Consider the following 20,827-nt stretch of genomic DNA (forward strand, 5'->3'; position numbering starts at 1 on the left):
GGGTGGGCGCAGGGCTCACCCGACCAGCTTGAACTTCTGGATCTTCCCGCTCGGGGTCCGTGGCAGGGCCGGCAGGATGCTGAAGCTGCGGGGGCGCTTGAAGTTGGCCAGCCGGTCCCGGCACCACTGCCCGAGCTCGTCGACGAGCACCGACTCGTCCCCGCTCCAGTCGGTCACGGTCTGCACGAAGGCCCTGCCGACCTCGCCCATCCGCGCGTCGGGGACCCCGACGACGGCGACGTCGAAGACCGCGGGGTGCTCGCGCAGCACGCGCTCGACCTCGGCGGGGTAGACGTTGAAGCCCCCGTTCATGTAGACGTCCTTGATCCGGTCGGTGATGCGCAGGTAACCGTCCTCGTCGACCCAGCCGACGTCACCGGTGTGCAGCCAGCCGTCCTCGTCGATGACCTCTGCGGTGGCGACCGGGTCCTCGAAGTAGCCCAGCATCACGTTGTAGCCACGCACGAGGACCTCGCCGGCCTCACGGGCCGGCAGCGTCCGCCCGTCGGCACCGGCGATCCGCAGCTCGGTGCCCGGGATCGCCCGTCCGCAGCTGGTCGAGATCCGCTCGAGGTCGGCGTCGGGCGGGCACACGGTCGCGGTGCCGCACGTCTCGGTCAGGCCATAGGCGGTGATGACGTCGCGGAAGCCGAGCTCCTCGCGCATCCGGTGCAGCAGCGGCACCGGCACGACCGTCGCCCCGGTGACGGCCAGCCGCACCGAGCTGGTGTCGTAGGCGCCGAAGTCCGGGTGTTCGAGCAGGGTGGTGTAGATGGTGGGCGCGCCGGGGAAGACGGTGACGCGTTCCTGCTCGATGAGGCGCAGCACGGTCTCGACGTCGAACACGGCGACCGGGATGATCGTCGCGCGCATGAGGAGGCAGGCGAGGATGCCGGCCCGGTACCCGAAGCTGTGGAAGAACGGGTTGACCATGAGATAGCGGTCGCCGTGCCGCAGCCCGACCAGCCGGGCCCACTGCAGGTCGACGCGCAGGTTCGAGGCGTGCGAGACCATCGCACCCTTGGGGTAGCCGGTGGTGCCTGAGGTGAACAGGATGTCGGCCACGCCCTCGGGGTCGATGGCGGCGATCCGTCCGTCGATGACGCCGGGGTCGATCCGGTCGGCCGGCGCGGTGAAGTCGGCCAGGGACAACACGCCGTCACCGGCCTGCTCGCGGCCGGCGGCGGCGGACAGGTCGACAACGGTGCGCACCGAGGGCAGCGACGGCACGGGGTGCCCGGCGGCCGGTGGTGGCCCGTCGCCGCGCAGCGTGGCCAGGTAGTTGGCGTCCAGGAAGGTGTCGTCGAGGATGACCATCGTGGCCCGGACCTTGGCGATGGCGTGCCGCGCCTCCTCCCCGCGGAAGCGGGTGTTGACGGGGCAGAGCACGCCCCCGGCGGCCAGCACGCCGAGGGCGCTGATGACCCAGTCGGCGCTGTTCGGGGCCCAGACGACGACGCGGTCCCCGGGCTCGAGACCGTGCGCGACCGCGGCCCTGGCGAACCGGGTGACGGCCGCGTCGAGCTCGGCGAACGTCATGCGCACGGCACCGTCGACAAGGGCCTCGACCTCCGCGGCGTCCTGCGCGGCCTGCCGCAGCAGGACGGGGATCGTGGTCAACACGCCACTCACGCACATCTCCTCACGCTGAGCCGGGACTCGTCAGGAACGGATCGTAGCCGACCAACCAAGCGCTTGCTAGACTCACCGCGGCAATGCCGGCCACGCCGCCGGCAAGGCGCCCAGACCCGACCGATCCGACGTCCGGCTCCTGCCCGCAGAGATGTGAGGGTGGCGGCCAGGCCAACGTCACGATCATTGAGAGGCTCGGATGACCCAGTCCCCCACCACGCCCGCGACGCACGGGGGCGTCGACCTGACCGGCCAGGTCGCCATCGTCACCGGAGGCACCCGTGGCATCGGTGCCGAGATCACCCGCGCCTTCCTCAAGGCCGGGGCGCAGGTGCTCGTATGCGGCCGCAGCGAGCCCGAACACCTGCCCGAGGCCGACGGACGCACACCTGTCTTCGTCCAGTCGGACGTGCGGGACCCGGAGCAGGCCAAGGCCCTCGTCGCCGCGGCGGTGGACCGGTTCGGCCGGCTGGACATCCTGGTCAACAACGCCGGCGGCGCGCCGAGCGCCGACACCGCGACGGTCTCCCCGCGCTTCGTCTCGGCGATCGTCACGCTCAACCTGCTCGCTCCGTTCTACGTCGCCCAGCCCGCCAACGAGGTCATGCAGCGTCAGGGCGGCGGGACGATCATCAACATCGGCTCGGTCGCCGGTGCCAACCCGGCCCCGGACACCGCCGCGTACGCCGCCGCCAAGGCGGGCCTGACGATGCTGACCCAGTGCCTCGGCATCGACTTCGCGCCGGCCGTGCGGGTCAACCAGGTGACGGTGGGTCTCGTACAGACCGAATTGTCGCACCTCTACTACGGCGACGAGGCGGGACAGCATCGCGTGGCCCGCACGATCCCAATGCAGCGGATGGCCACCCCGGCCGACGTCGCCGCGGCCTGCCTGTTGCTCGCCTCGCCGCTGGCCGGCTACATCACCGGCACGGAGATCGTCGTCGCCGGTGGCGGTGAGATCCCGTCGCGCCACCTGGCCGCCCAGCCGCCCGGCACCGGTCCGCTCGGCTGAGCCCGCAGGCCAGGCACGACAGAGGGGGTCCGCGCGTCGGTGCGGACCCCCTCGGTCGTGCGCTGCTGCCTGCCGCGGACGTCGGCGGCCGGCTCAGAGCCCGGCGAGCGCCGCCACCTCGGCGCGAACCGCCGACGGGTCGCCGGCCAGCAGCTGGGCCGACTTCCCGCGCTTGAAGAACAGATGCGCGTCGTGCTCGAAGGTGAACCCGATGCCGCCGTGCAACTGGATCGCCTCGGCTGCCACAGTCATCAGCGTGTCGGTGCACACGAGCTTGGCCAGTGCCGCGTCGTGCGAGCGCGTGGCGGCGCCGGTGCGCAGCGTTGTGACCAGGTGGTCGGCCGTGGCCCTCGCCCCGGCGACCGCGACGGCGAGGTCGGCACAGCGGTGCTTGAGGGCCTGGAACGACCCGATCGGGCGGCCGAACTGCTCGCGGACCTTGAGGTACTCGACGGTGCGGTCGAGGCAGGCGCGGGCGGCGGCGGCCGACTCCAGTGCGAGCATGGCGCGCACGTGGTCGAGCAGCACCCGGGCGCCCTCGCCGCCGGGGGCATCGACCCGGGTGGCGGCGGCCCCGCGCAGGTGCACCGTGCTCAGCCGCCGGGTCTGGTCGAGCGTCATGTGCGTCTGCGCATCCACCCCGTCGGCGGCCCGGTCCACGGCGTAGACGCCCAGTTCACCGCCCGCGTCCCGGGCGGTGACGAGGACGACCCGGGCGGCTTCGACCCCGACGGCGAGGGTCTTGGTCCCGGTCAGCGCCCACTCGCCGCCGGTGCCGCCGGCCCGGGTGGCGGTCTGCTCGAGGTCCCAGCCCGTGCCGTCCTCGGCGATGGCAATGGCCAGGGTCAGCTGCTCGTCCACGACGCGCGCCAGCAGGGGCTCGGCGCTCGCGCCGATGGCCCGGGCGGCGAGGATCGCGGTGAGGCTCGTCGCGAGCGCGCCGGGCACGAGCCGGGCCCCGAGCTCCTCGATGACGGCGGTCCCGGCGGCCACGTCGGCGCCGAGCCCGCCGAGGTGCTCCGGCACGACGAGTCCGAGCAGGCCCAGCTCGGCCGCGAGCAGCTCATGCAGCTGCGGGTCGTGGCCCGGCGCCCCGACCATGACCTCATGGGTACGGCGCAGGTCGGCCCGCTCGTCGAGGATCTCGGCGACGGAAACGCGGATCTGGGCCAGCTCCTCGGCCACCGGCTGAGGGTCGGCGTTCGCTTCGGGCATCGTCATCACCTCATCGCGGCAGGCCGAGCAGGCGCTCGGCGATGATGTTGCGCTGGATCTCGTTGGAGCCGCCGTAGATCGTGTTGGCGCGGCTGAAGAGGAAATGGGTCTGGGCGTCGTCCAGCTCGTACGCAGGCCCGGTGAGCAGCGCCCCGGCCCCCTCGACGTCGACCGCGAGCTCGCCGAGCGAGCGGTTCCACGTCGCCCACTGCAGCTTGGAGATCGACGCCTCCAGGCCGGACAGCCCTTCACCGGCGGACGCCAGCAGCCGCACCGCGGAGTGCCGCATCACCTGCAGCCCGATGTAGGCGTCGATCAAGCGGTCCCGCAGCGCCGGGTCCTGCCAGGCGCCGTTGTCGTGGGCCCGGGCGATGACGGCGTCGAGCCGCCGGCGGAAGCCGATCTGCTGGCCGAGGGTGGACACGCCGCGCTCGAAGCCCAGGGTGCCCATGGCGACCTTCCAGCCCGCGCCCTCGGCGCCGACGCGGTGCTCGGCGGCGGCGACGGCTCCGTCGAAGAAGACCTCGTTGAACTCGCTCGTGCCGGTCAGCTGGGTGATGGGGCGCACCGTGATGCCGGGCTGGTCCATCGGCACGAGCAGGTAGGACAGGCCCGCATGGCGGGTCGAGTCGGGGTCGGTGCGGCAAAGGACGAAGCACCAGTCGGCCAGGTGCGCGAGCGAGGTCCACACCTTCTGCCCGGTGATGACGTAGGTGTCGCCCTGTCGCTCGGCGCGGGTGCGGACCCCGGCGAGGTCCGAGCCGGCGTCGGGCTCGGAGTAGCCCTGGCACCAGATGTCCTCGCCGCTGGTGATGCCGGGCAGGAACCGTGCCTTCTGCTCCGGCGTGCCGAAGGCGAGCAGGGTCGGGCCGAGCAGCTGCTCGGACATGTGCCCGAGCCGGCCGGGGGCGCCGGCGCGGGCGTACTCCTCGTGGAAGATGACCTGCTGGGCCAGGGTCGCCGGGCGTCCGCCGTACTCGCTGGGCCAGCCGAGACCGATCCAGCCGGCCCTGCCCAGGTGACGCTCCCACTCGCGGCGCAACTCGTGCGCCTCGTGCTCGCGCCCCTCGCCGCCGGTGCCGACGGCCTCGGCGAACGGCCCGGTGAGGGCCTCGTGGAGCCAGCCGCGGATCTCGGCCCGGAACTGCTCGTCGCTCACCGGTGCTCCGGTGGCCCGCGCCGCCGCCGAACCCATGTCAGGCGCCGTAGACGGGGGTCGGCGGCTCGGAGCGGGCGATGAGGTCCGCGATCGCGCCGGTGAGCTCCTCCGGCTCCCACCGCTCGCCCTTTGTGGCGGCCAGCCCGTGGCGCCAGCCGTCGGCGAGCGAGACCTCACCGCCGGCGGCCTCGAAGACGGCGCCGGTCACGGCCCGCGCGGCGTCGGAACCGAGCCAGACCACGAGTGGGGAGACGTTGGCCGGGTCCATCGCGTCGAATCCCGTCTCGGGGGCGGCCATCGCCTCGGCGAAGACGGCCTCGGTCATCGGGGTGCGGGCCGAGGGGGCGATCGCGTTGACCACGATGCCGTAGCGGGCCCACTCGGCGGCCGCGATCTGGGTCAGGGCGGCGATCCCGGCCTTGGCGGCGCCGTAGTTGCCCTGCCCGACGCTGCCCATGAGCCCGGCGCCGGAGGACGTGTTGACGACGCGCGCGGCGACCTGGCGGCCGGCCTTGGCCTCGTCCCGCCAGTAGGCGGCGGCGTGGCGCATCGGCACGAAGTGGCCCTTGAGGTCGACCCGCAGGACGAGGTCCCACTCCTGCTCACTCATGTTGACCAGCATCCGGTCGCGGTTGATGCCGGCGTTGTTCACGAGGGTGTGCAGCCCGCCGAAGGTCTCGACGGCCTCGCGCACGAGGCGCTCACCGTAGGACCAGTCGCTGACGTCACCGGTGCTGACGACCGCTCGGGCGCCGGACGCGAGAATCTCGTCGACGACGGCCTGGGCCGCCGCCCGGTTGCTGTCGATGTCGTTGACGACGACGTCGGCGCCCTGCCGGGCGAACTCGAGGGCATGGGCCCGGCCCAGTCCCTGTCCGGCACCGGTCACGATCACCGTGCGTCCTGCGCAGAAGCCGCCCACTACACGTCCTTTCACTCGAGGTGCGGCCAGACAACCACACCCGCACTGGTGGCGCAAGCAAGCGCTTGGTAGGGTTTGGCAACCGACCCGAAGGATGGCGACGACGTGGAAATGTTCTCGGCTCTGCGATTCCGAGACTTCCGCTTCGTACTGCTGACCCTGGTGCTGTCCCAGGCCGGCTACTGGGGCTGCAACATCGCCTTCCAGTCGGCGCTCGCCGAGGTCGACGACACCCCGGCGACGATGGGCGCGCTCTTCTTCTGCCTGCTCGTGCCGTACACGCTGTTCTCTATCCCGGCCGGGGTGCTCGCCGACGCCCTCGACCGCCGGCGGCTGCAGATCGGTGTGCTCCTGGCGGTCAGCGTCCTGGCCGGGGTCTGCGCGGCGGCGGCCGCGGCCGACATCGCCGACCTGCCCGTGCTGCTCTCGCTCGCCTTCCTCGCCGGCACCGGGATCAGCTTCCTGTCCCCGGTGACCCAGGCCCTCGTGGCCAACACCGTCCCGGCCGAGGCGCTCGGCACCGCCGTCCCGCTCCAGGCCGCCGGGCTCAACCTCGCCCGGTCGATCGGCCCCGCCGTCGCCGGGCTGATCCTCGTGGCCTGGGGAGCGCTGGGCACGTTCATGATGTACGCCACGCTCAGCCTCGCCTCGGTCGCGGCCGCGGCCGCCATCCGGACCCGTCGCGTCCCGCCGGTCGTCCCGGTGGTCCGTGAGAGCCTGACGGCGCAGGTCCGCACCGGCTTCCGGCACGCTCTGCAGCGGCCACCGGCCGCGCTCTGCCTGACCATCGTCGGGGTGAACGCGTTCTTCGGATGCGCCTTCACCACCCAGCTCGTCGTCCGGGCGGCCTCAACCTCGGTCCACCCGGACACCGTCTTCCCCATGCTCGTGGCCCTGACCGGGGTGGGCTCGCTCGTCGGGGTCCTCGTCGTGGCCCGGCTCTCCAGGCGCATCGCCACCGTGCGGCACGCCGCTTTCATCCTCGTGCTGCTCGCCGCCAGCACCGCACTGCTCGGCACGGCGACGACCGTGCCCGTGCTCGCGGCGGCGGCATTGCTGTGCGGCGCGTTCAGCATCGGCACCATGGTGACCCTGCAGACGATCATCCAGCGGGTCGTCGACGACGCGCAGCGCGGCCGGGTGATGAGCCTCTACTTCCTCGGCTGGGGCGGTATGCCGTTCGGTGCCCTCCTGCTCGGCGGGCTGAGCACGTGGTTCGGCTCCGCGACCGCCTTCCTGCTGTACGCCGCCGCGTGCCTGGCCATGGCGGCCGCGGTGCTCGTGCGGTTGCGCCGCCGCGGGGACAGCGACCCCGTGCCCGCGACATGACCGACCTCTCCCGTTGTCCACCGCTCACTTCCAGGAGTTCGCCGTGACCGACCGGTCCCGCCCGGCCACACCCGCGGCGACGCTGCCCGCGACCGCCGGCGTCCTCCAGCCCTTCCGGTCCGGCCCGGGCGAGCTGGACGTGCTGCTCGCCGAGCGGGCCATCGAGCGGGCCCTGCTGCGCTACGCGCGCGGGGTGGACCGGATGGACCGGGACCTGGCAGCGAGCGCCTTCCATCCGGACGCCCGGATCACCCTCGGCGGGACCGTGGCCGACCGGGACACGACGCTTGACGTGGTCTTCGCGCTCGTGGCGCGGCGCACCATGACGATGCACTACCTGACGAACGTCCTGGTCGAGCTCGACCCGGCGCAGCCGGACCGGGCCCGGGCCGAGACGTACGGCATCGCGTTGCAGCGCAGCACGTCCGAGCCGCCGCACGGCAACATCGTCAGTGGGTTCCGCTACGTCGACCTCGTCACCCGCCGCGCGGGTGAGTGGCGGGTGCAGGAACGTCTGACCGTCTCGGAGTGGCAGCGGGTCGACGACCTCGCCGGACAGTGGCCGATCCCCGACGCCTCGCTGCGGGGATCCCGCGACGGGTCCGACCCGGTCAGCCGCCCGTGGCCGCTCGGCGGCCCGGGTCCCGGGGCCGGTGAGCCGGACCCGCACGGCGGGTCCTGAGTCGTCCGTGCGGGTCGTCGCCCCGGGCCGTCAGGTCGGGTCGGGGCTCGATCGGCCGAGCATCGCGCGCATCCCGCGGTAATTGCCGGCGACCAGGGCGGCCCGGTCCGCAGCGGAGCGCCGCGCGACGACCTCGGCCTGCTGGCGCACGACGTGCACCGGGCCGGCACCCATGGCGGCCAGCCCCTGGGCGGCGACATCGGCCGGGTCGGCTGCGCCGGTCAGGTCGAGGCCGGCCCGCTCCATGGCGGGGGTGGCGGTGAGCCCGAGCACCAGGTGCAGCACGTCGACGCCGACTTGTCCGAGCTCGAGCCACAGGCCCTCGGTGAAGATCCGGGCGAAGGACTTCGCCGCGGCGTAGATGCTGATGTCGGCGTGGCCGAGGTAGCCGGCGGAGGAGCCGACGACGAGGATGCCGCCGCGGCCACGCGCGGCGAGCCGGGCACCGAGCTCCCGGCAGAGCTCCAGCGGGCGGGTGACGTTGAGGTCGATGACGGCCTGGACCCGGGCGGGATCCGCCTCGACGAAGCGGCTGCGGTAGGTGTTCGCGCCGGCGTTGAGGACGAGCAGGCCGAGGTCGAGATCGGCGACGGCCTCGACGATCCTGGCGGTCGAGTCCGCGTCGAGCAGGTCCAGTGCGAGCACGCGGCACGGGGCCCCGTGGGACCGGACCCGGTCGGCGACCTCGTTGAGGGCCTCGGGCTTGCGGGCGACGAGCACGACGCCGAGGCCGGCCCGGGCCAGTTGGTCGGCGAAGGCGGCGCCGACCCCCTCGGAACCGCCGACGACCAGCGCCCATGGCCCGTAGCGCTCGAGCAGGCCGGTGACCTCGCTCATCCCCGGGCTACGCTGTCCGTCGCCGCCGCGGCGGGCTCGTCGAACCAGTCCCACACCCAGGGGGTGACGGTGGCCAGGGGCCCGGTGAGCAGCGGGGTGGCCGTGCCGGCGAGCGCCGTGGGCGGGGCGGGCAGCGGGTCCTCGGCCAGGGCCCGCGTGAACTCGACCGGGTCGGCCTCGAGGTAGATGAGCCGGATCCGCACGACCGGCCCGGTGGGGTTGCTGCCGCTCGGGGCGCTGCGGAAGGTCCACACGCCCGCGACGCCGTCGCGCGTGAGCAGGTCGGGCACCTGGGTCTCGTGCTCGAACTGGGACAGGTCCGCCACATCGGGGTGCTGCGAGGTCTCGACCCGGCTCACCTCGACGTGCACCCCGCGGTTGGGCCGGAACGGCAGCGCGGCGAGGGTGACGAGCGCGCGAGGGGCCACGTAGCCCTGGACGGGGCGGAACATCCGGGTCATCGGCCGTTCGGTCCAGGCCAGCTCCGGTCGCCGGCCCTGGTGGATCGCCCGGTCGCCGAGGTCCTTCCACTCGTGGATCGAGTCAGCGGCCGGCTCGGCGAACCAGTACATCGCCATGTACTGACTGCCGGCGAGTGCGGCGTCGGGGTAGCTGCCGAGCCGCTCGCACGCGGGGGTGCGCACCCAGCGGTCACCGTGGACGACGCCGGGCAGGGCGAGATTCTCGGGGCGGTGGTCGAGCTGGTGCCACGCGTTGTAGTCGCGGTGGCGGGCGGGGTCGGTCACCTTCGGGAACGAGAAGAACGCGCGGGTGGCGGTCTCTGGAGTGCTCGGGATCAATTCCGGCCCTCTCACGGGTGGGCGGTGCGGCTCGTTCGACCGCTGAGCCTTGACCCTAGGGCGACCCCCTCCTACAGTCAAGCAAGCGCTTGGTTGACTGTATCGTCCGCGAAGGAGCCCCATGACCGCCAGCGACGCGGACTTCCGTGCCCGGCTCGACGCCCTGATCGGTCTCGCTGACCCACCCCGCCGGGCCAAGGACCCGGTCACCGAGGCCGCCATCCGTATCTGGTGCGACGCCGTCGGCGACGAGAACCCCGCCTACCAGGACCCCCAGTGGGCCGCCCGCTCCGCCTGGGGCGGCATCGTGGCACCGGCGACCTCGCTGAACATGTGGACCCTGCCGGGCAACCGGCGCAGCCACCGCCACGCCGAGAGCCTCGACCGGGTCAACGAGGTCCTCGCCGAGCGCGGCTTCACCTCGGTGGCCGCGGTGCAGACGGAGCACACCTACGTGCGCCCGCTGCGCGTCGGCGACCACCTCGAGCAGTTCCCCTCCATCGGCGCGGTCTCCCCACAGAAGTCCACCCGCCTCGGCCAGGGCCACTTCGTCGACCTCGTCAGCGAGTACCGCACCGTCGAGGGCGAGCCGGTCGGACGCGTCATCCTGCGGATGCTGCGCTGGAACCCGGCGACCCGCACCGAGGTCCCGGCGACACCCGGGGACCGCCTCGCCCGGCCGGTGCGCCCGGTCGGCGCCGCCCCGGCCGACCTGCCGCCTGCCGGCACCACCGGCACCCTGACCGCGCACCTGCAACCCGGCTACGCCGCCGCCCCTCTCGACGAGCGCCCCTACCTCGTCGGCACCGCCGAGCTCGCCGACGGGACCCGCCTCACCGCAGACGTCGTGGACCTGCGCCCCGACCTCGTGCACGACGGTATGCCGGTCGTCGTGGCCCACCGACGCACCCGCGACGGCCAGGTCCTGCCGGTGCTCACCGCCCCGCGACCCGAACGCCGCACGGGCACCCGCACCGCAGCCGAGGTGAGCACCGGGCAGCGCCTCGCCCCTTGGCCGGTCCCCGTCACCCAGCTGTCCATCGCGGCACTGGCCACCGCGACCTTCGACTTCAACGACGTGCACCTCGACCGCGACGCGGCCCACGAACGAGGCGCCCGCGACGTCTACATGAACATCCTCGGCTCGAGCGCGCTGGTCAACTGCTACCTCACCGACTGGGCCGGGCCGGAAGCTCGCGTCGTCGGCTTCCGCACCCGCCTCGCCGCGCAGAACCACCCCGGCGACACCCTCACCCTCGACGGTGTCGTCACCGGCCTGCAGCGAGCGCCCGAGGCCAGCGGGGGAACGCACGTCACCGTCGACGTCCGCGGCACCAACAGCCTCGGTGACCACGTCATCGCCTCCGCCACCCTCGCCCTGCTCTGAGAGGAGCCCTCGTGCTCGCCAGCTACGTCCTCGACTCCGGCTCCCCCGACAGCCTGCGTCTCGGCCGGCTCGAGGCCCCGACGCCCGGCCCCGGTCAGGTGCTCGTGAAGGTCCAGGCAGCGAGTCTGGACCGGGTCGACACCTACATCCGTCGCGGCACCCACGGCATGGCGGTCACCGGGCCGACGATCCTCGGCCGGGACGTCGCCGGCACCGTCGTACGGACCGGTCCCGGCGTCACCGGCTTCACTCCCGGCGACGCGGTCGTCGGGCTGACCACCGGCACCCACGCCGAGCTCGCCGTCGTCCCGGCCTCGCACTGTTTCCCACGGCCGGTCGCGCTCGACGCCGTCCACGCCGCCGCGGTGCCCACCGCCGGACGCACCGCCTACGACGCGGTCGTCAACCTCGCCGGGGTGCGCCCCGGCGACCGGGTCCTCGTCGTGGCCGCCGCCGGCGCCGTCGGCACCTTCGCCGTCCAGTACGCCCACCACCTGGGCGCGCGCGTCATCGGTACCAGCGCCCCGGCGAAGGCTGACGCCGTGCGCGCCCTCGGCGCCCTCGACGCCGTGGACCACTACCGCCCGGACGTCGTCGACGCCCTGCGTGCCGCCCTGCCCGGCGGCGAGGCCGACGTCATCGTCGAGTCGGTCGGCGGCACCCTGTGGTCCGACGTGCTCAAGATCCTCGCCCCCGCCGGGCGGCTGGTCACCTGCGGCGTCACCGCCGGCAGCCACGCCCACCTGCACCTGGGTCGGCTCATGGTCAAGGGCTGGACGCTGCGCGGCATCGGGCGGCCCGGGCCCGAGGCGGTGGCCCGCCAGCTGTGCGAGGCCCTCACCCTCTCGGCCGTCACCGCCGCCCCCGCGATCGCCGCCACGCACCCGCTCGATCAGGCCGCGGCCGCGCACGACCAGCTGGAGGCCTCCGACTTCGTCGGGCGGATCGTCCTCACGACCGGCTGAGACCCTCGGTCAGCGGCTCTCCCGACACGGCGGACAGCACGACGAGCGGGATCTGCCGCCCGAATCCCGCGGCCCGTTCAACGTAGCGCGCCACATTCGGCTTGTGCGCCACGACGTGCGCCAGCAGCTCCGGGTCGCGCTCCCCGTCGGTCACCCGCGCCCGCACCGCGATCGTCTTGCGCCGCAGGACGATCCAGCACAGTTCGTGGTGACGCGCATTGACCACCCAGGCCGGATCCGTCGGGCCGCCGCCCTTGGAGCCGACGACCACCAGGTCCGGCCCGTACGGCACGTACGGCAACGCCGCGTCGCGCAGCTGCCCCGACCGGCGGCCCACCGTCGTCAGCAGCAGCGTGGGGTTGTACGGGAACCTGCCCGCCAGCGCGTACTGCAACGACACGAGCGAGAACCCGGTCCGTCGCACGAGGAACCGGTCGAACGCCATCCCGCGCGGCCCACGGATGACCACCAGCCACGGCCGGCCGTAGGAGGCGAACGACCTCGTCTCCGCACCGATGCGGTCCCGCCGGCTCATTGCGCGCGGGCCAGCAACGGTGACAACGTCTCGGCGACGTCGGCGACGTCCTCGATACCCCGGACCACCTCGACGAGCTGCTCCTGCGTGCCCGCATCGAGAATCCCGTCGCAGAACGTCGCCAGCTTGCCGGCCACGAAGTCCCAGTCCGCCCGGGTCGCCTCGTCCCACGGGTCGCCCTGGGCGAAGTCCGACTCGACGACGTACTCCCGGCCACCGGCCCTGATCGTCAGCGCACCCCGCGTCCGGCGGATCTGACCACCCGGGTGCTCCTTGAGATCGGCCTCCCACTCCGCGTCGAGCACCGGGTCCGGCGCCGTCGTGATCCGGCGCGCCAGGTCCCACACCGCAGGGTCGGCCAGCCGCTGCGGGTCGTACCACTGCGGACCCGGGGCGTACCCGAGCAGCACCAGCGCCGCTGCGTACGGCATGTTGAAGGCGCCGTCCAGCGGCGCGCCGAGCGTGTCCGGGATCTGCTGGGCCGGCTCCCGGAACTGCAACGTCCGGTAGGCCGCCGGGCTCAGCCGGATCTCCATGGACTCGATCTGCGACACCGGCACGCCGTGGGTGTTCGGGAACGCGCGGATCGCGTCGAGCGCGGCATGGGTGAAGCGGCACGTCGGGTACGGCTTGAGCGAGGTCTCGCTGATCCACCACGTCGACCCCAGGCCGGCGACCATCTCGTGCCGCTCACCCCCGAGAAAGCCCATCGCCTCGATGAAGCCCGGAGTGCGGTCCAGCACGTCCAGGTCGCCGGTGTACCCCTCCTCGGCGAGCGCCGCGCCGAGCATCCCGGCCTGCGCGATCGCACCGTACGGGCCGTACTTGAACGCGTTGAACGAGCGCCGCTCGGCCAGGTAGGTGTTCTTCGCCGGCGGGGCCAGCCAGGCGATCAGGCCGAGCGCGTGCGCCAGGCGCTCCGGCTCCCAGCCGCCGACCACGGCGCACGCCGCGGCCGTGCCCATCGAGGCGTAGCCGTGCGACGACAGCGGCGACCAGCGGAACTGCCCGTCCTCGAAGGCCATGAGGGAGGTCGACAGGTTCAGCCGCGCGTTGATCTCGAAGGCGAGGATGCTCGCGCGCAACAGGCTCGCTCCGGCGGCGTGCAGCCGCTCGGCCTCGGCCAGTCCGGCCGCGACCCCGAACACCGCGAAATGCGCCGAGTTGAAGAAGGTGTCGTCCGCATCCAACGCGTTCATCATGTCCGCGTTGGCGTGCACGGCGTTGATCGCCGCGACCCGCTGCCCCAACCCGAACACCGTCGCCTCGGCCGGGCCGCCGAATCGGGCGGCGACCTGCTGGACCATGCGGCTGCGCCGTAACCGCACCGCCGCCAGACCACAGATGAGCGAGTCGAGCAGGACGAGCTTGCCGTAGTCACGCACCGGCGCGGGGATGTCCTCGTCGCGGGTCGTCGTCGCGAACCGCGCGAGCAGCTGCGTCCGCGTCGGTCCCGTCGTAGCGGTCACCGTTCAGCCCACCTTTCCCGGCGCGACGAGCCGGTTGCCCTGCGCGTCCCGCGGCAGCGGCAGCGGAATCGCCGCGAGCAGCTTCTTCGTGTACTCCTGCTGCGGATTGCCGAAGATCTGCGCCGTCGTGTCCGCCTCCACGACCTCACCGGACGCCATCACCATGACCCGGTCGGCGATGACCTCGACGAGCGCCAGGTCGTGGCAGACGAACAGGTACGCCAGACCCAGCTCCTCCTTCAGGTCCAGCAGCAGGTTGAGCACCTGCGCCCGCACCGACACGTCCAGCGCCGCGACCGGCTCGTCGCACACGATGAGGCTCGGCTTCATCGTCAGCGCCCGTGCGATCGCGACCCGCTGCAGCTGCCCGCCGGACAGCTCGGCCGGGTAGCGCCCCAGATAGCGTGATCCGATGCCGACCCTGTCGAGCAGCTCGGCCGCCTCCCGCTCACGCGTGGCACGGTCCTTGTCGGTGTGCACGAGAAGCGGCTCGGCGACCGCGTCCTTGATCGTCATCCGCGGATCGAGCGAGCTGTACGGATCCTGAAAGATCATCTGCATCCGCTGGCGCAGCTCGCGCAGCTGCTTCGGCTTCGTGGCCAGCACGTCGACCCCGTCGAAGGTCACCGATCCGGAATCCGGCTCGATGAGTCGCAGCACCATGCGCCCGACCGTCGACTTGCCCGCGCCGGACTCACCGACGACCGCGAGGCACTCACCGCGCTCCAGGGCGAAGCTCACCCCCTTGACCGCGTGCGACCACTTCGTACGCCGGCCGAGCCAGTCCCTGCCGGAGCTGAACGACTTCGTGAGGTTCCTGACCTCGAGCAGGCTCATCAGACCGTCACTCCATCCAGAGAGAGCTCCGCGGCACGCACGCATCGCACGTCGTGCTCACCGGCGCCGTCCATACGGATCAGGCCCGGGTGGGCCACGTCGCACCGGCCCGGCTCGGCGAACGCGCACCGGCTGCTGAACCGGCACCCGTGCGGCCAGGCACCCGGGGCCGGGATACCACCGGGAATCGCGCGCAGCCGCCGGTCGGTGCTCAGGCCCGGCTTCGGGATCGACCCGATCAGGCCGGAGGTGTACGGGTGCCGCGGGTTGAAGAAGATCTTCTCGGCGGGCGCGTTCTCGGCCACCTCGCCGGCATACATGACCACCACCTGCTGGCACAGCTCGGCCACCACCGCGAGGTCGTGGCTGACGAACAGCAGCGCCACCCCGGTCTGCTCCTGCAAGTCGCGCAACAGCTCCAGGATCCGCTCCTGCACCGTCACGTCGAGCGCCGTCGTCGGCTCGTCGGCGATGAGCAGGCGCGGGTTGCACGCCATGACCATCGCGATCATGACACGCTGGCACATGCCGCCGGAGAACGCGTGCGGGTACTCGTCGACCCGCTGCGCCGCCCGCGGGATCTGCACCATCTCGAGCATCTCGACGGCGCGGGCCCGGGCCTGCTTGCGGTTCAGGCCCAGGTGCTTGCGCACCGACTCCGCGATCTGGTCCCCGACGGTGTAGGCCGGGTTCAGGCTGCGGATCGGCTGCTGGAAGATCATGCCCATGCCGGGGCCACGCAGGTCCCGCCACTGCTTCTGCGTGCCTGCGGTGAGGTCCCGGCCGTCGAAGACGATCCGGCCCGAGGCGATCCGCCCGCCCGTCGCCCCGGTCAGACCCATCACCGCGACCGAGGTCACCGTCTTGCCGGAACCGGACTCGCCGACGAGCGCCATCGACCCGCCCGGCTTCAGCGAGAACGAGACGTCCTGGACGGTCGTCTGCCACCCGCCCGAGGGGGAGCGGAACTCGACGTTGAGGTTCTCCACTCGCAGGAGGTCCGCCGCCGCGCCGGTGGCGTCGTTCCCGGTGTGGGCCATCACGCCGGCCGCCCGTTTCCCTGCCATGTCAGCTCCTGTTTGTTGCCGGACCGGTCAGTTGCCCGACCGGGTGCGCACGAGAGCGCGGCGGACACCGTCACCGACGTAGGTGAAGGCGAGGACGGTGAGGAAGATCATCATGCCGGGTGGCCACACGAGGTACGGCGCGAGGCGAATGTTCGAGGAGGCCGTGGAGAGCATCGAGCCCCAGCTGGCCGCGGGGGCCTTCACGCCCAGCCCGAGGAAGCTCAGGCTCGCCTCGGCCGCGACGGCGGTGCCCAGCGACACCGAGATGACGAGGATGATCGGCGGCAGCACGTTGGGCAGCACGTGCCGCACCGTCGTGCGCAGGGTGCTGCACCCCAGGGCGATCGAGGCCTCGATGTAGGTCTCGTGCCGCACGTCCATCGTGCCGGCGCGGGCCACCCGGAAGAAGCGCGGGGCCATGACCAGGCCGATGGCGAGCATCGCGTTGGTGATGCCGGAGCCGAGGACCGCGACGATGGTGATGGCCAGCACGAGCGACGGAGCGCTCATGATCGCGTCCATGATGCGGGTGAGGATCGTGTCGATCCAGCCGCCGCGGTAGCCCGCGATCATGCCGAAGGGCAGGCCGAGCACGAGCGCGACGGCCGCGGCCTGCAGCGCCGCCCACAGCGAGACCCGCGCCCCGAAGATGAGCCGGCTCAGCACGTCCCGGCCGTAGTCGTCGGTCCCCAGCCAGTGCTCGGCGCTCGGCGGCTTGAGCCGCAGCAGCAGGTTCTGCACGTCGGGGTCGTGCGGCGCCAGCACCGGGGCGAGGATCGCAATGAGCGTCAGCACGAGCAGGAAGGCTCCGGCCGCGATCGTCGTGGGGCGCCGCACGATGCTCTTGAGGATGCCGGGAGCCGCGGCCGGCTCCGGGTCGCCCGTGCCGATGTCCGCCGTGGGCACCTCGGCCGCAGTCCCGGCGAGGCCGTCCGCAGGCGTGCCGGCTCCGTGCGAGTCGTGCCCTGGCCCCGGGGACGTCGGGGTCCGCTTCGCGCTCATGAGCGTACCTTCGGGTTGAAGTAGCCGTAGGAGATGTCGACGATGAGGTTGACGAGCACGACGATGCTCGTGCTGAACAGGACGAAGCCGAGCAGGACCGGGACGTCGCGCCCCTGCACGGCCTCGACGGCGGTGCGCCCGAGGCCCGGCATGTTGTAGATCATCTCGATGGTCACCGATCCGGCGAGGACCTCCGCGACGCGGAAGCCGAGGACGGTGATGACGGGGATGCACGCGTTCTTCAGGGAGTGCTTGAACACGACGCTGGTGCGCGACAGGCCCTTGGCCTCGGCGTTGAGGATGTAGTCGGTCTTCATGACCTGCCCGAGCGCCGAGCGCAGCTGCAGGGTCACCTCGGCGGCCGGGAGCAGACCGAGGGCGAAGCCGGGCAGGATGAGGTGCGACAGCCACGGCCAGAAGCCGGCGGACAGCGGCTGGAAGCCGAACGCCGGGAACATCTGCAGCCCGACCGCGAACACCGAGACAAGCACGAGGCCGAACCAGAAGCCCGGGATGGCGATCGCGATCGAGGCGAACCAGTTGACGGCCCGGTCGACGATGCCGCCGGAGCGCAGCGTGGCCGCGAGCGCCAGGGCGGTCCCGAGCACGATGGCGAAGATCATCGCGACGAGCACCAGCGACATCGTCGTCGCCATCCGTCGCGTCAGCAGGTCGGTCACGCTCTGGTCCGAGACGAAGGACGTGCCGAGGTTGCCGTGCAGGACGCCGCCGATCCACTGGATGTAGCGGAGCAGGACCGGATCGTTGAGGTCGAGTTCCTCACGGATCGCCGCGATGCGTTCCGGGGTCGGTTCGTCACCGGCGAGGATGGTGGCCGGGTCCCCCGGGGCGAGCTCGATCAGAGCGAAGACGAGCAACGGGACGAAGAACAGCAGGGGTATCGCTGCGAGCAGTCGCCTGCCGGCGTATCGGAGCATCTCTTACCTCGGCTCAGAGCGTGGCACGCGGCGCCTGGTGGCGCCTGGGGTGTGAGTCCCGCACGGCCTGGTGCCGGCGAGGCCGTGCTGGGGTGTCGCCGCCGGCCCTGGCCACAGCGGGTGGCCCTGACCACCCGGCGGCGACACCACCGGGTGGTCAGGAGCGGCGGTTACTTCTTGACGGCGATGTTGCGCAGATCCCAGATGCCGATGTTCGACATGGGGATGTTGTCGATGCCGACGACGTTCGACTTCGCGACGTTCGCGACGGTCTGGTTGCACAGCGGCAGGAACCAGACCTGTTCGAGCGTCGTCTTCCAGATGTCCTGGTACAGCGGGGCGCGCTTGTCCATCGACAGCGTTGGGTTGGCGGCCTCGGCTGCCTTGGCCTCGATGAGCGAGGGGTTCGCGGCGAGTTTGTAGGTGTTGAGCAGGTAGGTGTTCACCGTCGCCGCCGGGTCGGCCTTCGGGCTCCACGACGTGCCGACCATGAGCTCGAAGTCGCCTGCGATGAAGCGCGGCTCGTTCTCGGTGTTGGGCACGGGGTTGAGCGTCGCGTCGATGCCGACGGCCCGCAGCGACGCCTGCACGACGTTGGCCGGTTGCTCGGCGTTCGTGCCCGCGGCGAAGGTGACGGTCACCTTGGCGCCGCCAGCCTGTTGCACCAGGGCCTTGGCCTTGTCGACGCTGAACTCGAACGGGTAGGTGTAGTTCGGCACGCGGCTCGGGTCCGTCTCGGGGACGACCTGGCGCGTCGGCGTGCAGGTGCCGCTGAAGAGCGCGCTGATCGCCGCCGGGTCGACCGCGTGGGCGATCGCCTGGCGGACCTCGAGCTTGCTGACGTCGCCCTTGTTGGCGCGCAGGTAGATGCCGACGAGGTTCTTGAACTTCACCTCGTGCTTCTGCAGACCGCTGCCCGGGGTGACGATCTTCTGGACCGTGGCGATCTCCGTGGCCGAGCTGAGCGGGGCCAGGTCGATCTGGCCGCTCTGCAGGCCGTTGAGGCGGGCCGCGGCGTCGGGCACGCGCTGCAGCTCGATGCCGCCGAGACGGCCGACGTTCGGGTCCCAGTAGCTGTCGGCCCGCTTGAGCACGAGCTTCTCCTGGGGCACGAGCTCGGTGGCGATGTACGGGCCTGAGCCGGCGGTGCCCGGCTTGGTCTTGATGTCGACGCCGTCCTTGATGGCCTTGGGGCTGACCATCATGCCGGCCGTGCCGGTGAAGGACGCGGGCAGCTGGACCCCTTTGCCCTTGACCAGCTTGAGGCGCACGGTCGTCGGGTTGACGACCTCGACCGACTCGACGTCGGCAAGGTCGCCCTTGAGGGTCGAGCCCTGAAGGGTCTTGCCCCGCTCGATGTTGGCCTTGACGGCCTCGGCGTCGAACGCCGTGCCGTCGTGGAACTTCACGTCGTCACGCAGCTTGAGCTCCAGGACGCTGCCGTTCTCCACGAAGTTCCACTCTTTGGCCAGACCCGGGACGACCTTGTCGTCCTTGTCCAGCATGGTCAGCCGGTCCCACACGAGGAACAGGTAGCCCCAGGCGCCGTAGCTCGTCTGGAGGGCCGGATCGAGGTCGCGTAACGGACCCGCCGACGCGAACTTGAGCACGGCCGATGTGTCGATCTCGCCTCCGGAACCGCTGCTGCTGTCCGTCGGGCTGGTGCTGGTGCAGCCGGCCACCATGGCGAGCGCCCCGGCGGCCGTCAGCGCGATGACGCGCTCCCAGGTTTTGTTGATGAAACCCATATCACCCGTCCAAAACACGAGCCGAATTGATCAAGAGGGGGTGTCCGCCCGGCGGTTGCCGGGCGGGATCCGTGGGGTGGTGACCACCGGGCGCTCGCCCGGCGTTTCACCCATCCGCGGACAAGATCAGGGCGCTGGTCGGTACTCCGACGCCCGCCGTCACAAGGACGTTGCGGACGCCGTCGGGCTGATTGGTCGAGGTGCCCCGGACGAGACGGACGCCCTCCGCGACGCCGTTCGTGCCGTGCAGGTAGGCCTCACCGATCTGGCCGCCGTGGGTGTTGGTCGGCAGCGAGCCGGTGACCTCGAGGTTGCCGTCGGCGATGAAGTCCTTGGCCTCGCCGCGGCCGCAGAAGCCGTACTCCTCGAGCTGGTTGAGCACGTACGGGGTGAAGTGGTCGTAGAGGATCGCCGCATCCATGTCGGCGGGTCCGAGGCCTGACTGGGCCCACAGCTGCTGGGCGCAGAGCTCGACCTCGGGGATCCGGGTCAGGTCCTCCCGGTAGTAGCTGACCATCTGGTACTGGTCCGGTCCCAGGCCCTGGGCCGCCCCGACGATGTACGCCGGGGTGGACGGCAGGTCCTTGGCGCGCTCGGCGCTGACGATGACCATCGCCTGGCCGCCGTCGGTCTCCTGGCAGCAGTCGAACAGGTGCAGCGGCTCGGCGATCCAGCGGGAGGCCTGGTGCTCCTCGAGGGTGAGCGGCTTGCCGTAGAACCACGCCTTGGGGTTGTTCGCGGCGTGCTTGCGGGCGAGCACGGCGACCCGGCCGTAGTCCTCGCTGGTCGCGCCGTACTTGTGCAGGTAGCGGCGGGCGAACATCGCGGTGTGCTGGGCCGGCGTGAGCAGACCGTACGGGTTGACCCAGGAGCGGTACTCATTGTCCGAGGTGGCCTGGGTCTTCGCCGGAGGCGGCCCCTGCCCGAAACGCACGCCGGAACGCTCGTTGAAGGCACGGTAGGCCACGACGACGTCGGCGATGCCGCTCGCGACGGCCATGGCGGCCTGCTGGACGGGGGCACAGGCGCCGCCACCGCCGTAGGGGATCCGGGAGAAGAACTTCAGCTCGGGGATGCCCAGGCTGCGGGCGACCATGTTCTCCGGGTTGGTCTCCATGGTGAAGGTCGTCATGCCGTCGACGTCGGCGGGGCTCAGGCCCGCGTCGGCCAGGGCGGCCAGGACGGCCTCGGTGGCCAGCTGCAGCTCGCTGCGGCCGGAGTCCTTGGAGAACTCCGTCGCGCCGATGCCGACGATCGCGGTGCGACCCGACAGGAAGTTGTCCGTCAC

General features: G+C 72.0%; 19 protein-coding genes. 5 read left to right on the plus strand and 14 right to left on the minus strand.

The window, feature by feature from the left end:
* Positions 1-15: 15 nt before the first annotated feature.
* Complete coding sequence (locus AB0I21_RS26765) at positions 16-1,623, minus strand: AMP-binding protein (RefSeq protein WP_360565177.1); 1,608 nt, start codon at positions 1,621-1,623, stop codon at positions 16-18.
* 208 nt (positions 1,624-1,831) lie between these two features.
* Here AB0I21_RS26765 and AB0I21_RS26770 point away from each other — a divergent pair, with 208 nt between their 5' ends.
* Positions 1,832-2,647, plus strand: a complete 816-nt coding sequence (locus AB0I21_RS26770) for an SDR family oxidoreductase (RefSeq protein ID WP_360565139.1) — start codon at positions 1,832-1,834, stop codon at positions 2,645-2,647.
* A gap of 93 nt (positions 2,648-2,740) precedes the next feature.
* Here AB0I21_RS26770 and AB0I21_RS26775 read toward each other — a convergent pair whose 3' ends face one another.
* From AB0I21_RS26775 to AB0I21_RS26785, 3 genes are read right to left on the minus strand one after another with little or no spacing between them, the layout of a single operon-like run.
* Positions 2,741-3,862: an acyl-CoA dehydrogenase gene (locus AB0I21_RS26775; RefSeq protein WP_360565141.1), complete on the minus strand. Its 1,122-nt coding sequence runs from the start codon at positions 3,860-3,862 to the stop codon at positions 2,741-2,743.
* A 10-nt stretch (positions 3,863-3,872) separates the two neighbouring features.
* Positions 3,873-5,021, minus strand: a complete 1,149-nt coding sequence (locus AB0I21_RS26780) for an acyl-CoA dehydrogenase family protein (protein ID WP_360565142.1) — start codon at positions 5,019-5,021, stop codon at positions 3,873-3,875.
* 37 nt (positions 5,022-5,058) lie between these two features.
* A complete protein-coding gene (locus tag AB0I21_RS26785) occupies positions 5,059-5,958 on the minus strand; it encodes an SDR family oxidoreductase (RefSeq protein ID WP_360565143.1) in 900 nt (299 codons plus the stop codon).
* A 96-nt stretch (positions 5,959-6,054) separates the two neighbouring features.
* Between AB0I21_RS26785 and AB0I21_RS26790 the strand changes: the two genes are divergently transcribed.
* Both AB0I21_RS26790 and AB0I21_RS26795 read left to right on the plus strand, forming a co-directional pair.
* Entirely contained in the window at positions 6,055-7,272 is a 1,218-nt protein-coding gene (locus tag AB0I21_RS26790) for an MFS transporter (protein WP_360565179.1), read from the plus strand.
* A gap of 43 nt (positions 7,273-7,315) precedes the next feature.
* On the plus strand, positions 7,316-7,954 hold the full coding sequence (locus AB0I21_RS26795) for a nuclear transport factor 2 family protein (protein ID WP_360565145.1): 639 nt from the start codon (positions 7,316-7,318) through the stop codon (positions 7,952-7,954).
* 30 nt (positions 7,955-7,984) lie between these two features.
* On the opposite strand, the gene AB0I21_RS26800 is transcribed toward AB0I21_RS26795, so the two are convergent.
* Together AB0I21_RS26800 and AB0I21_RS26805 are read right to left on the minus strand one after the other, a co-directional pair.
* Positions 7,985-8,791: an SDR family NAD(P)-dependent oxidoreductase gene (locus AB0I21_RS26800; protein ID WP_360565147.1), complete on the minus strand. Its 807-nt coding sequence runs from the start codon at positions 8,789-8,791 to the stop codon at positions 7,985-7,987.
* Positions 8,788-9,606: a hypothetical protein gene (locus tag AB0I21_RS26805; RefSeq protein ID WP_360565149.1), complete on the minus strand. Its 819-nt coding sequence runs from the start codon at positions 9,604-9,606 to the stop codon at positions 8,788-8,790. The genes AB0I21_RS26800 and AB0I21_RS26805 overlap by 4 nt, the downstream gene beginning before the upstream one ends.
* 106 nt (positions 9,607-9,712) lie before the next feature.
* Between AB0I21_RS26805 and AB0I21_RS26810 the strand changes: the two genes are divergently transcribed.
* A complete protein-coding gene (locus AB0I21_RS26810; protein WP_360565151.1) occupies positions 9,713-10,978 on the plus strand; it encodes a MaoC family dehydratase N-terminal domain-containing protein in 1,266 nt (421 codons plus the stop codon).
* Positions 10,979-10,989: 11 nt separating this feature from the next.
* Complete coding sequence (locus tag AB0I21_RS26815) at positions 10,990-11,943, plus strand: zinc-binding dehydrogenase (protein WP_360565153.1); 954 nt, start codon at positions 10,990-10,992, stop codon at positions 11,941-11,943.
* Here the strand turns inward: AB0I21_RS26815 and AB0I21_RS26820 are convergent.
* The 8 genes from AB0I21_RS26820 to AB0I21_RS26855 form a co-directional block, all read right to left on the minus strand.
* Positions 11,930-12,478 (minus strand): nitroreductase/quinone reductase family protein, encoded by a 549-nt coding sequence (locus tag AB0I21_RS26820; protein ID WP_360565155.1) that lies wholly within the window; start codon positions 12,476-12,478, stop codon positions 11,930-11,932. The two genes, AB0I21_RS26815 and AB0I21_RS26820, sit on opposite strands and share 14 nt — an antisense overlap.
* A complete protein-coding gene (locus AB0I21_RS26825; protein ID WP_360565157.1) occupies positions 12,475-13,947 on the minus strand; it encodes an MmgE/PrpD family protein in 1,473 nt (490 codons plus the stop codon). The genes AB0I21_RS26820 and AB0I21_RS26825 overlap by 4 nt, the downstream gene beginning before the upstream one ends.
* Before the next feature lie 3 nt (positions 13,948-13,950).
* Positions 13,951-14,784: an ATP-binding cassette domain-containing protein gene (locus AB0I21_RS26830; protein WP_344510859.1), complete on the minus strand. Its 834-nt coding sequence runs from the start codon at positions 14,782-14,784 to the stop codon at positions 13,951-13,953.
* A complete protein-coding gene (locus AB0I21_RS26835; protein ID WP_344510861.1) occupies positions 14,784-15,851 on the minus strand; it encodes an ABC transporter ATP-binding protein in 1,068 nt (355 codons plus the stop codon). Before AB0I21_RS26835 ends, AB0I21_RS26830 begins: the two co-directional genes overlap by 1 nt.
* Positions 15,852-15,878: 27 nt before the next feature.
* Positions 15,879-16,853 carry an ABC transporter permease gene (locus tag AB0I21_RS26840; protein WP_344510863.1) on the minus strand — a complete coding sequence of 325 codons (975 nt, stop codon included), beginning with the start codon at positions 16,851-16,853 and terminating at the stop codon, positions 15,879-15,881.
* A complete protein-coding gene (locus AB0I21_RS26845) occupies positions 16,850-17,791 on the minus strand; it encodes an ABC transporter permease (RefSeq protein ID WP_360565159.1) in 942 nt (313 codons plus the stop codon). Before AB0I21_RS26845 ends, AB0I21_RS26840 begins: the two co-directional genes overlap by 4 nt.
* Positions 17,792-17,961: 170 nt before the next feature.
* Positions 17,962-19,539, minus strand: a complete 1,578-nt coding sequence (locus AB0I21_RS26850; protein ID WP_360565161.1) for an ABC transporter substrate-binding protein — start codon at positions 19,537-19,539, stop codon at positions 17,962-17,964.
* 106 nt (positions 19,540-19,645) lie between these two features.
* Entirely contained in the window at positions 19,646-20,827 is a 1,182-nt protein-coding gene (locus tag AB0I21_RS26855; protein ID WP_344510869.1) for a lipid-transfer protein, read from the minus strand.

Source organism: Dactylosporangium sp. NPDC050588 (assembly GCF_040654975.1).
GTDB classification, from domain to species: Bacteria; Actinomycetota; Actinomycetes; order Mycobacteriales; family Micromonosporaceae; genus Dactylosporangium; species Dactylosporangium maewongense.

Coding starts and splice junctions, on each gene's coding strand:
- AB0I21_RS26800 (WP_360565147.1), bottom strand. CDS start 8,791: ATGAGCGAGGTCACCGGCCTGCTCGAGCGCTACGGGCCATGGGCGCTG.
- AB0I21_RS26810 (WP_360565151.1), top strand. CDS start 9,713: ATGACCGCCAGCGACGCGGACTTCCGTGCCCGGCTCGACGCCCTGATC.
- AB0I21_RS26830 (WP_344510859.1), bottom strand. CDS start 14,784: ATGAGCCTGCTCGAGGTCAGGAACCTCACGAAGTCGTTCAGCTCCGGC.
- AB0I21_RS26850 (WP_360565161.1), bottom strand. CDS start 19,539: ATGGGTTTCATCAACAAAACCTGGGAGCGCGTCATCGCGCTGACGGCC.
- AB0I21_RS26820 (WP_360565155.1), bottom strand. CDS start 12,478: ATGAGCCGGCGGGACCGCATCGGTGCGGAGACGAGGTCGTTCGCCTCC.
- AB0I21_RS26790 (WP_360565179.1), top strand. CDS start 6,055: ATGTTCTCGGCTCTGCGATTCCGAGACTTCCGCTTCGTACTGCTGACC.
- AB0I21_RS26775 (WP_360565141.1), bottom strand. CDS start 3,862: ATGCCCGAAGCGAACGCCGACCCTCAGCCGGTGGCCGAGGAGCTGGCC.
- AB0I21_RS26840 (WP_344510863.1), bottom strand. CDS start 16,853: ATGAGCGCGAAGCGGACCCCGACGTCCCCGGGGCCAGGGCACGACTCG.
- AB0I21_RS26770 (WP_360565139.1), top strand. CDS start 1,832: ATGACCCAGTCCCCCACCACGCCCGCGACGCACGGGGGCGTCGACCTG.
- AB0I21_RS26845 (WP_360565159.1), bottom strand. CDS start 17,791: ATGCTCCGATACGCCGGCAGGCGACTGCTCGCAGCGATACCCCTGCTG.
- AB0I21_RS26835 (WP_344510861.1), bottom strand. CDS start 15,851: ATGGCAGGGAAACGGGCGGCCGGCGTGATGGCCCACACCGGGAACGAC.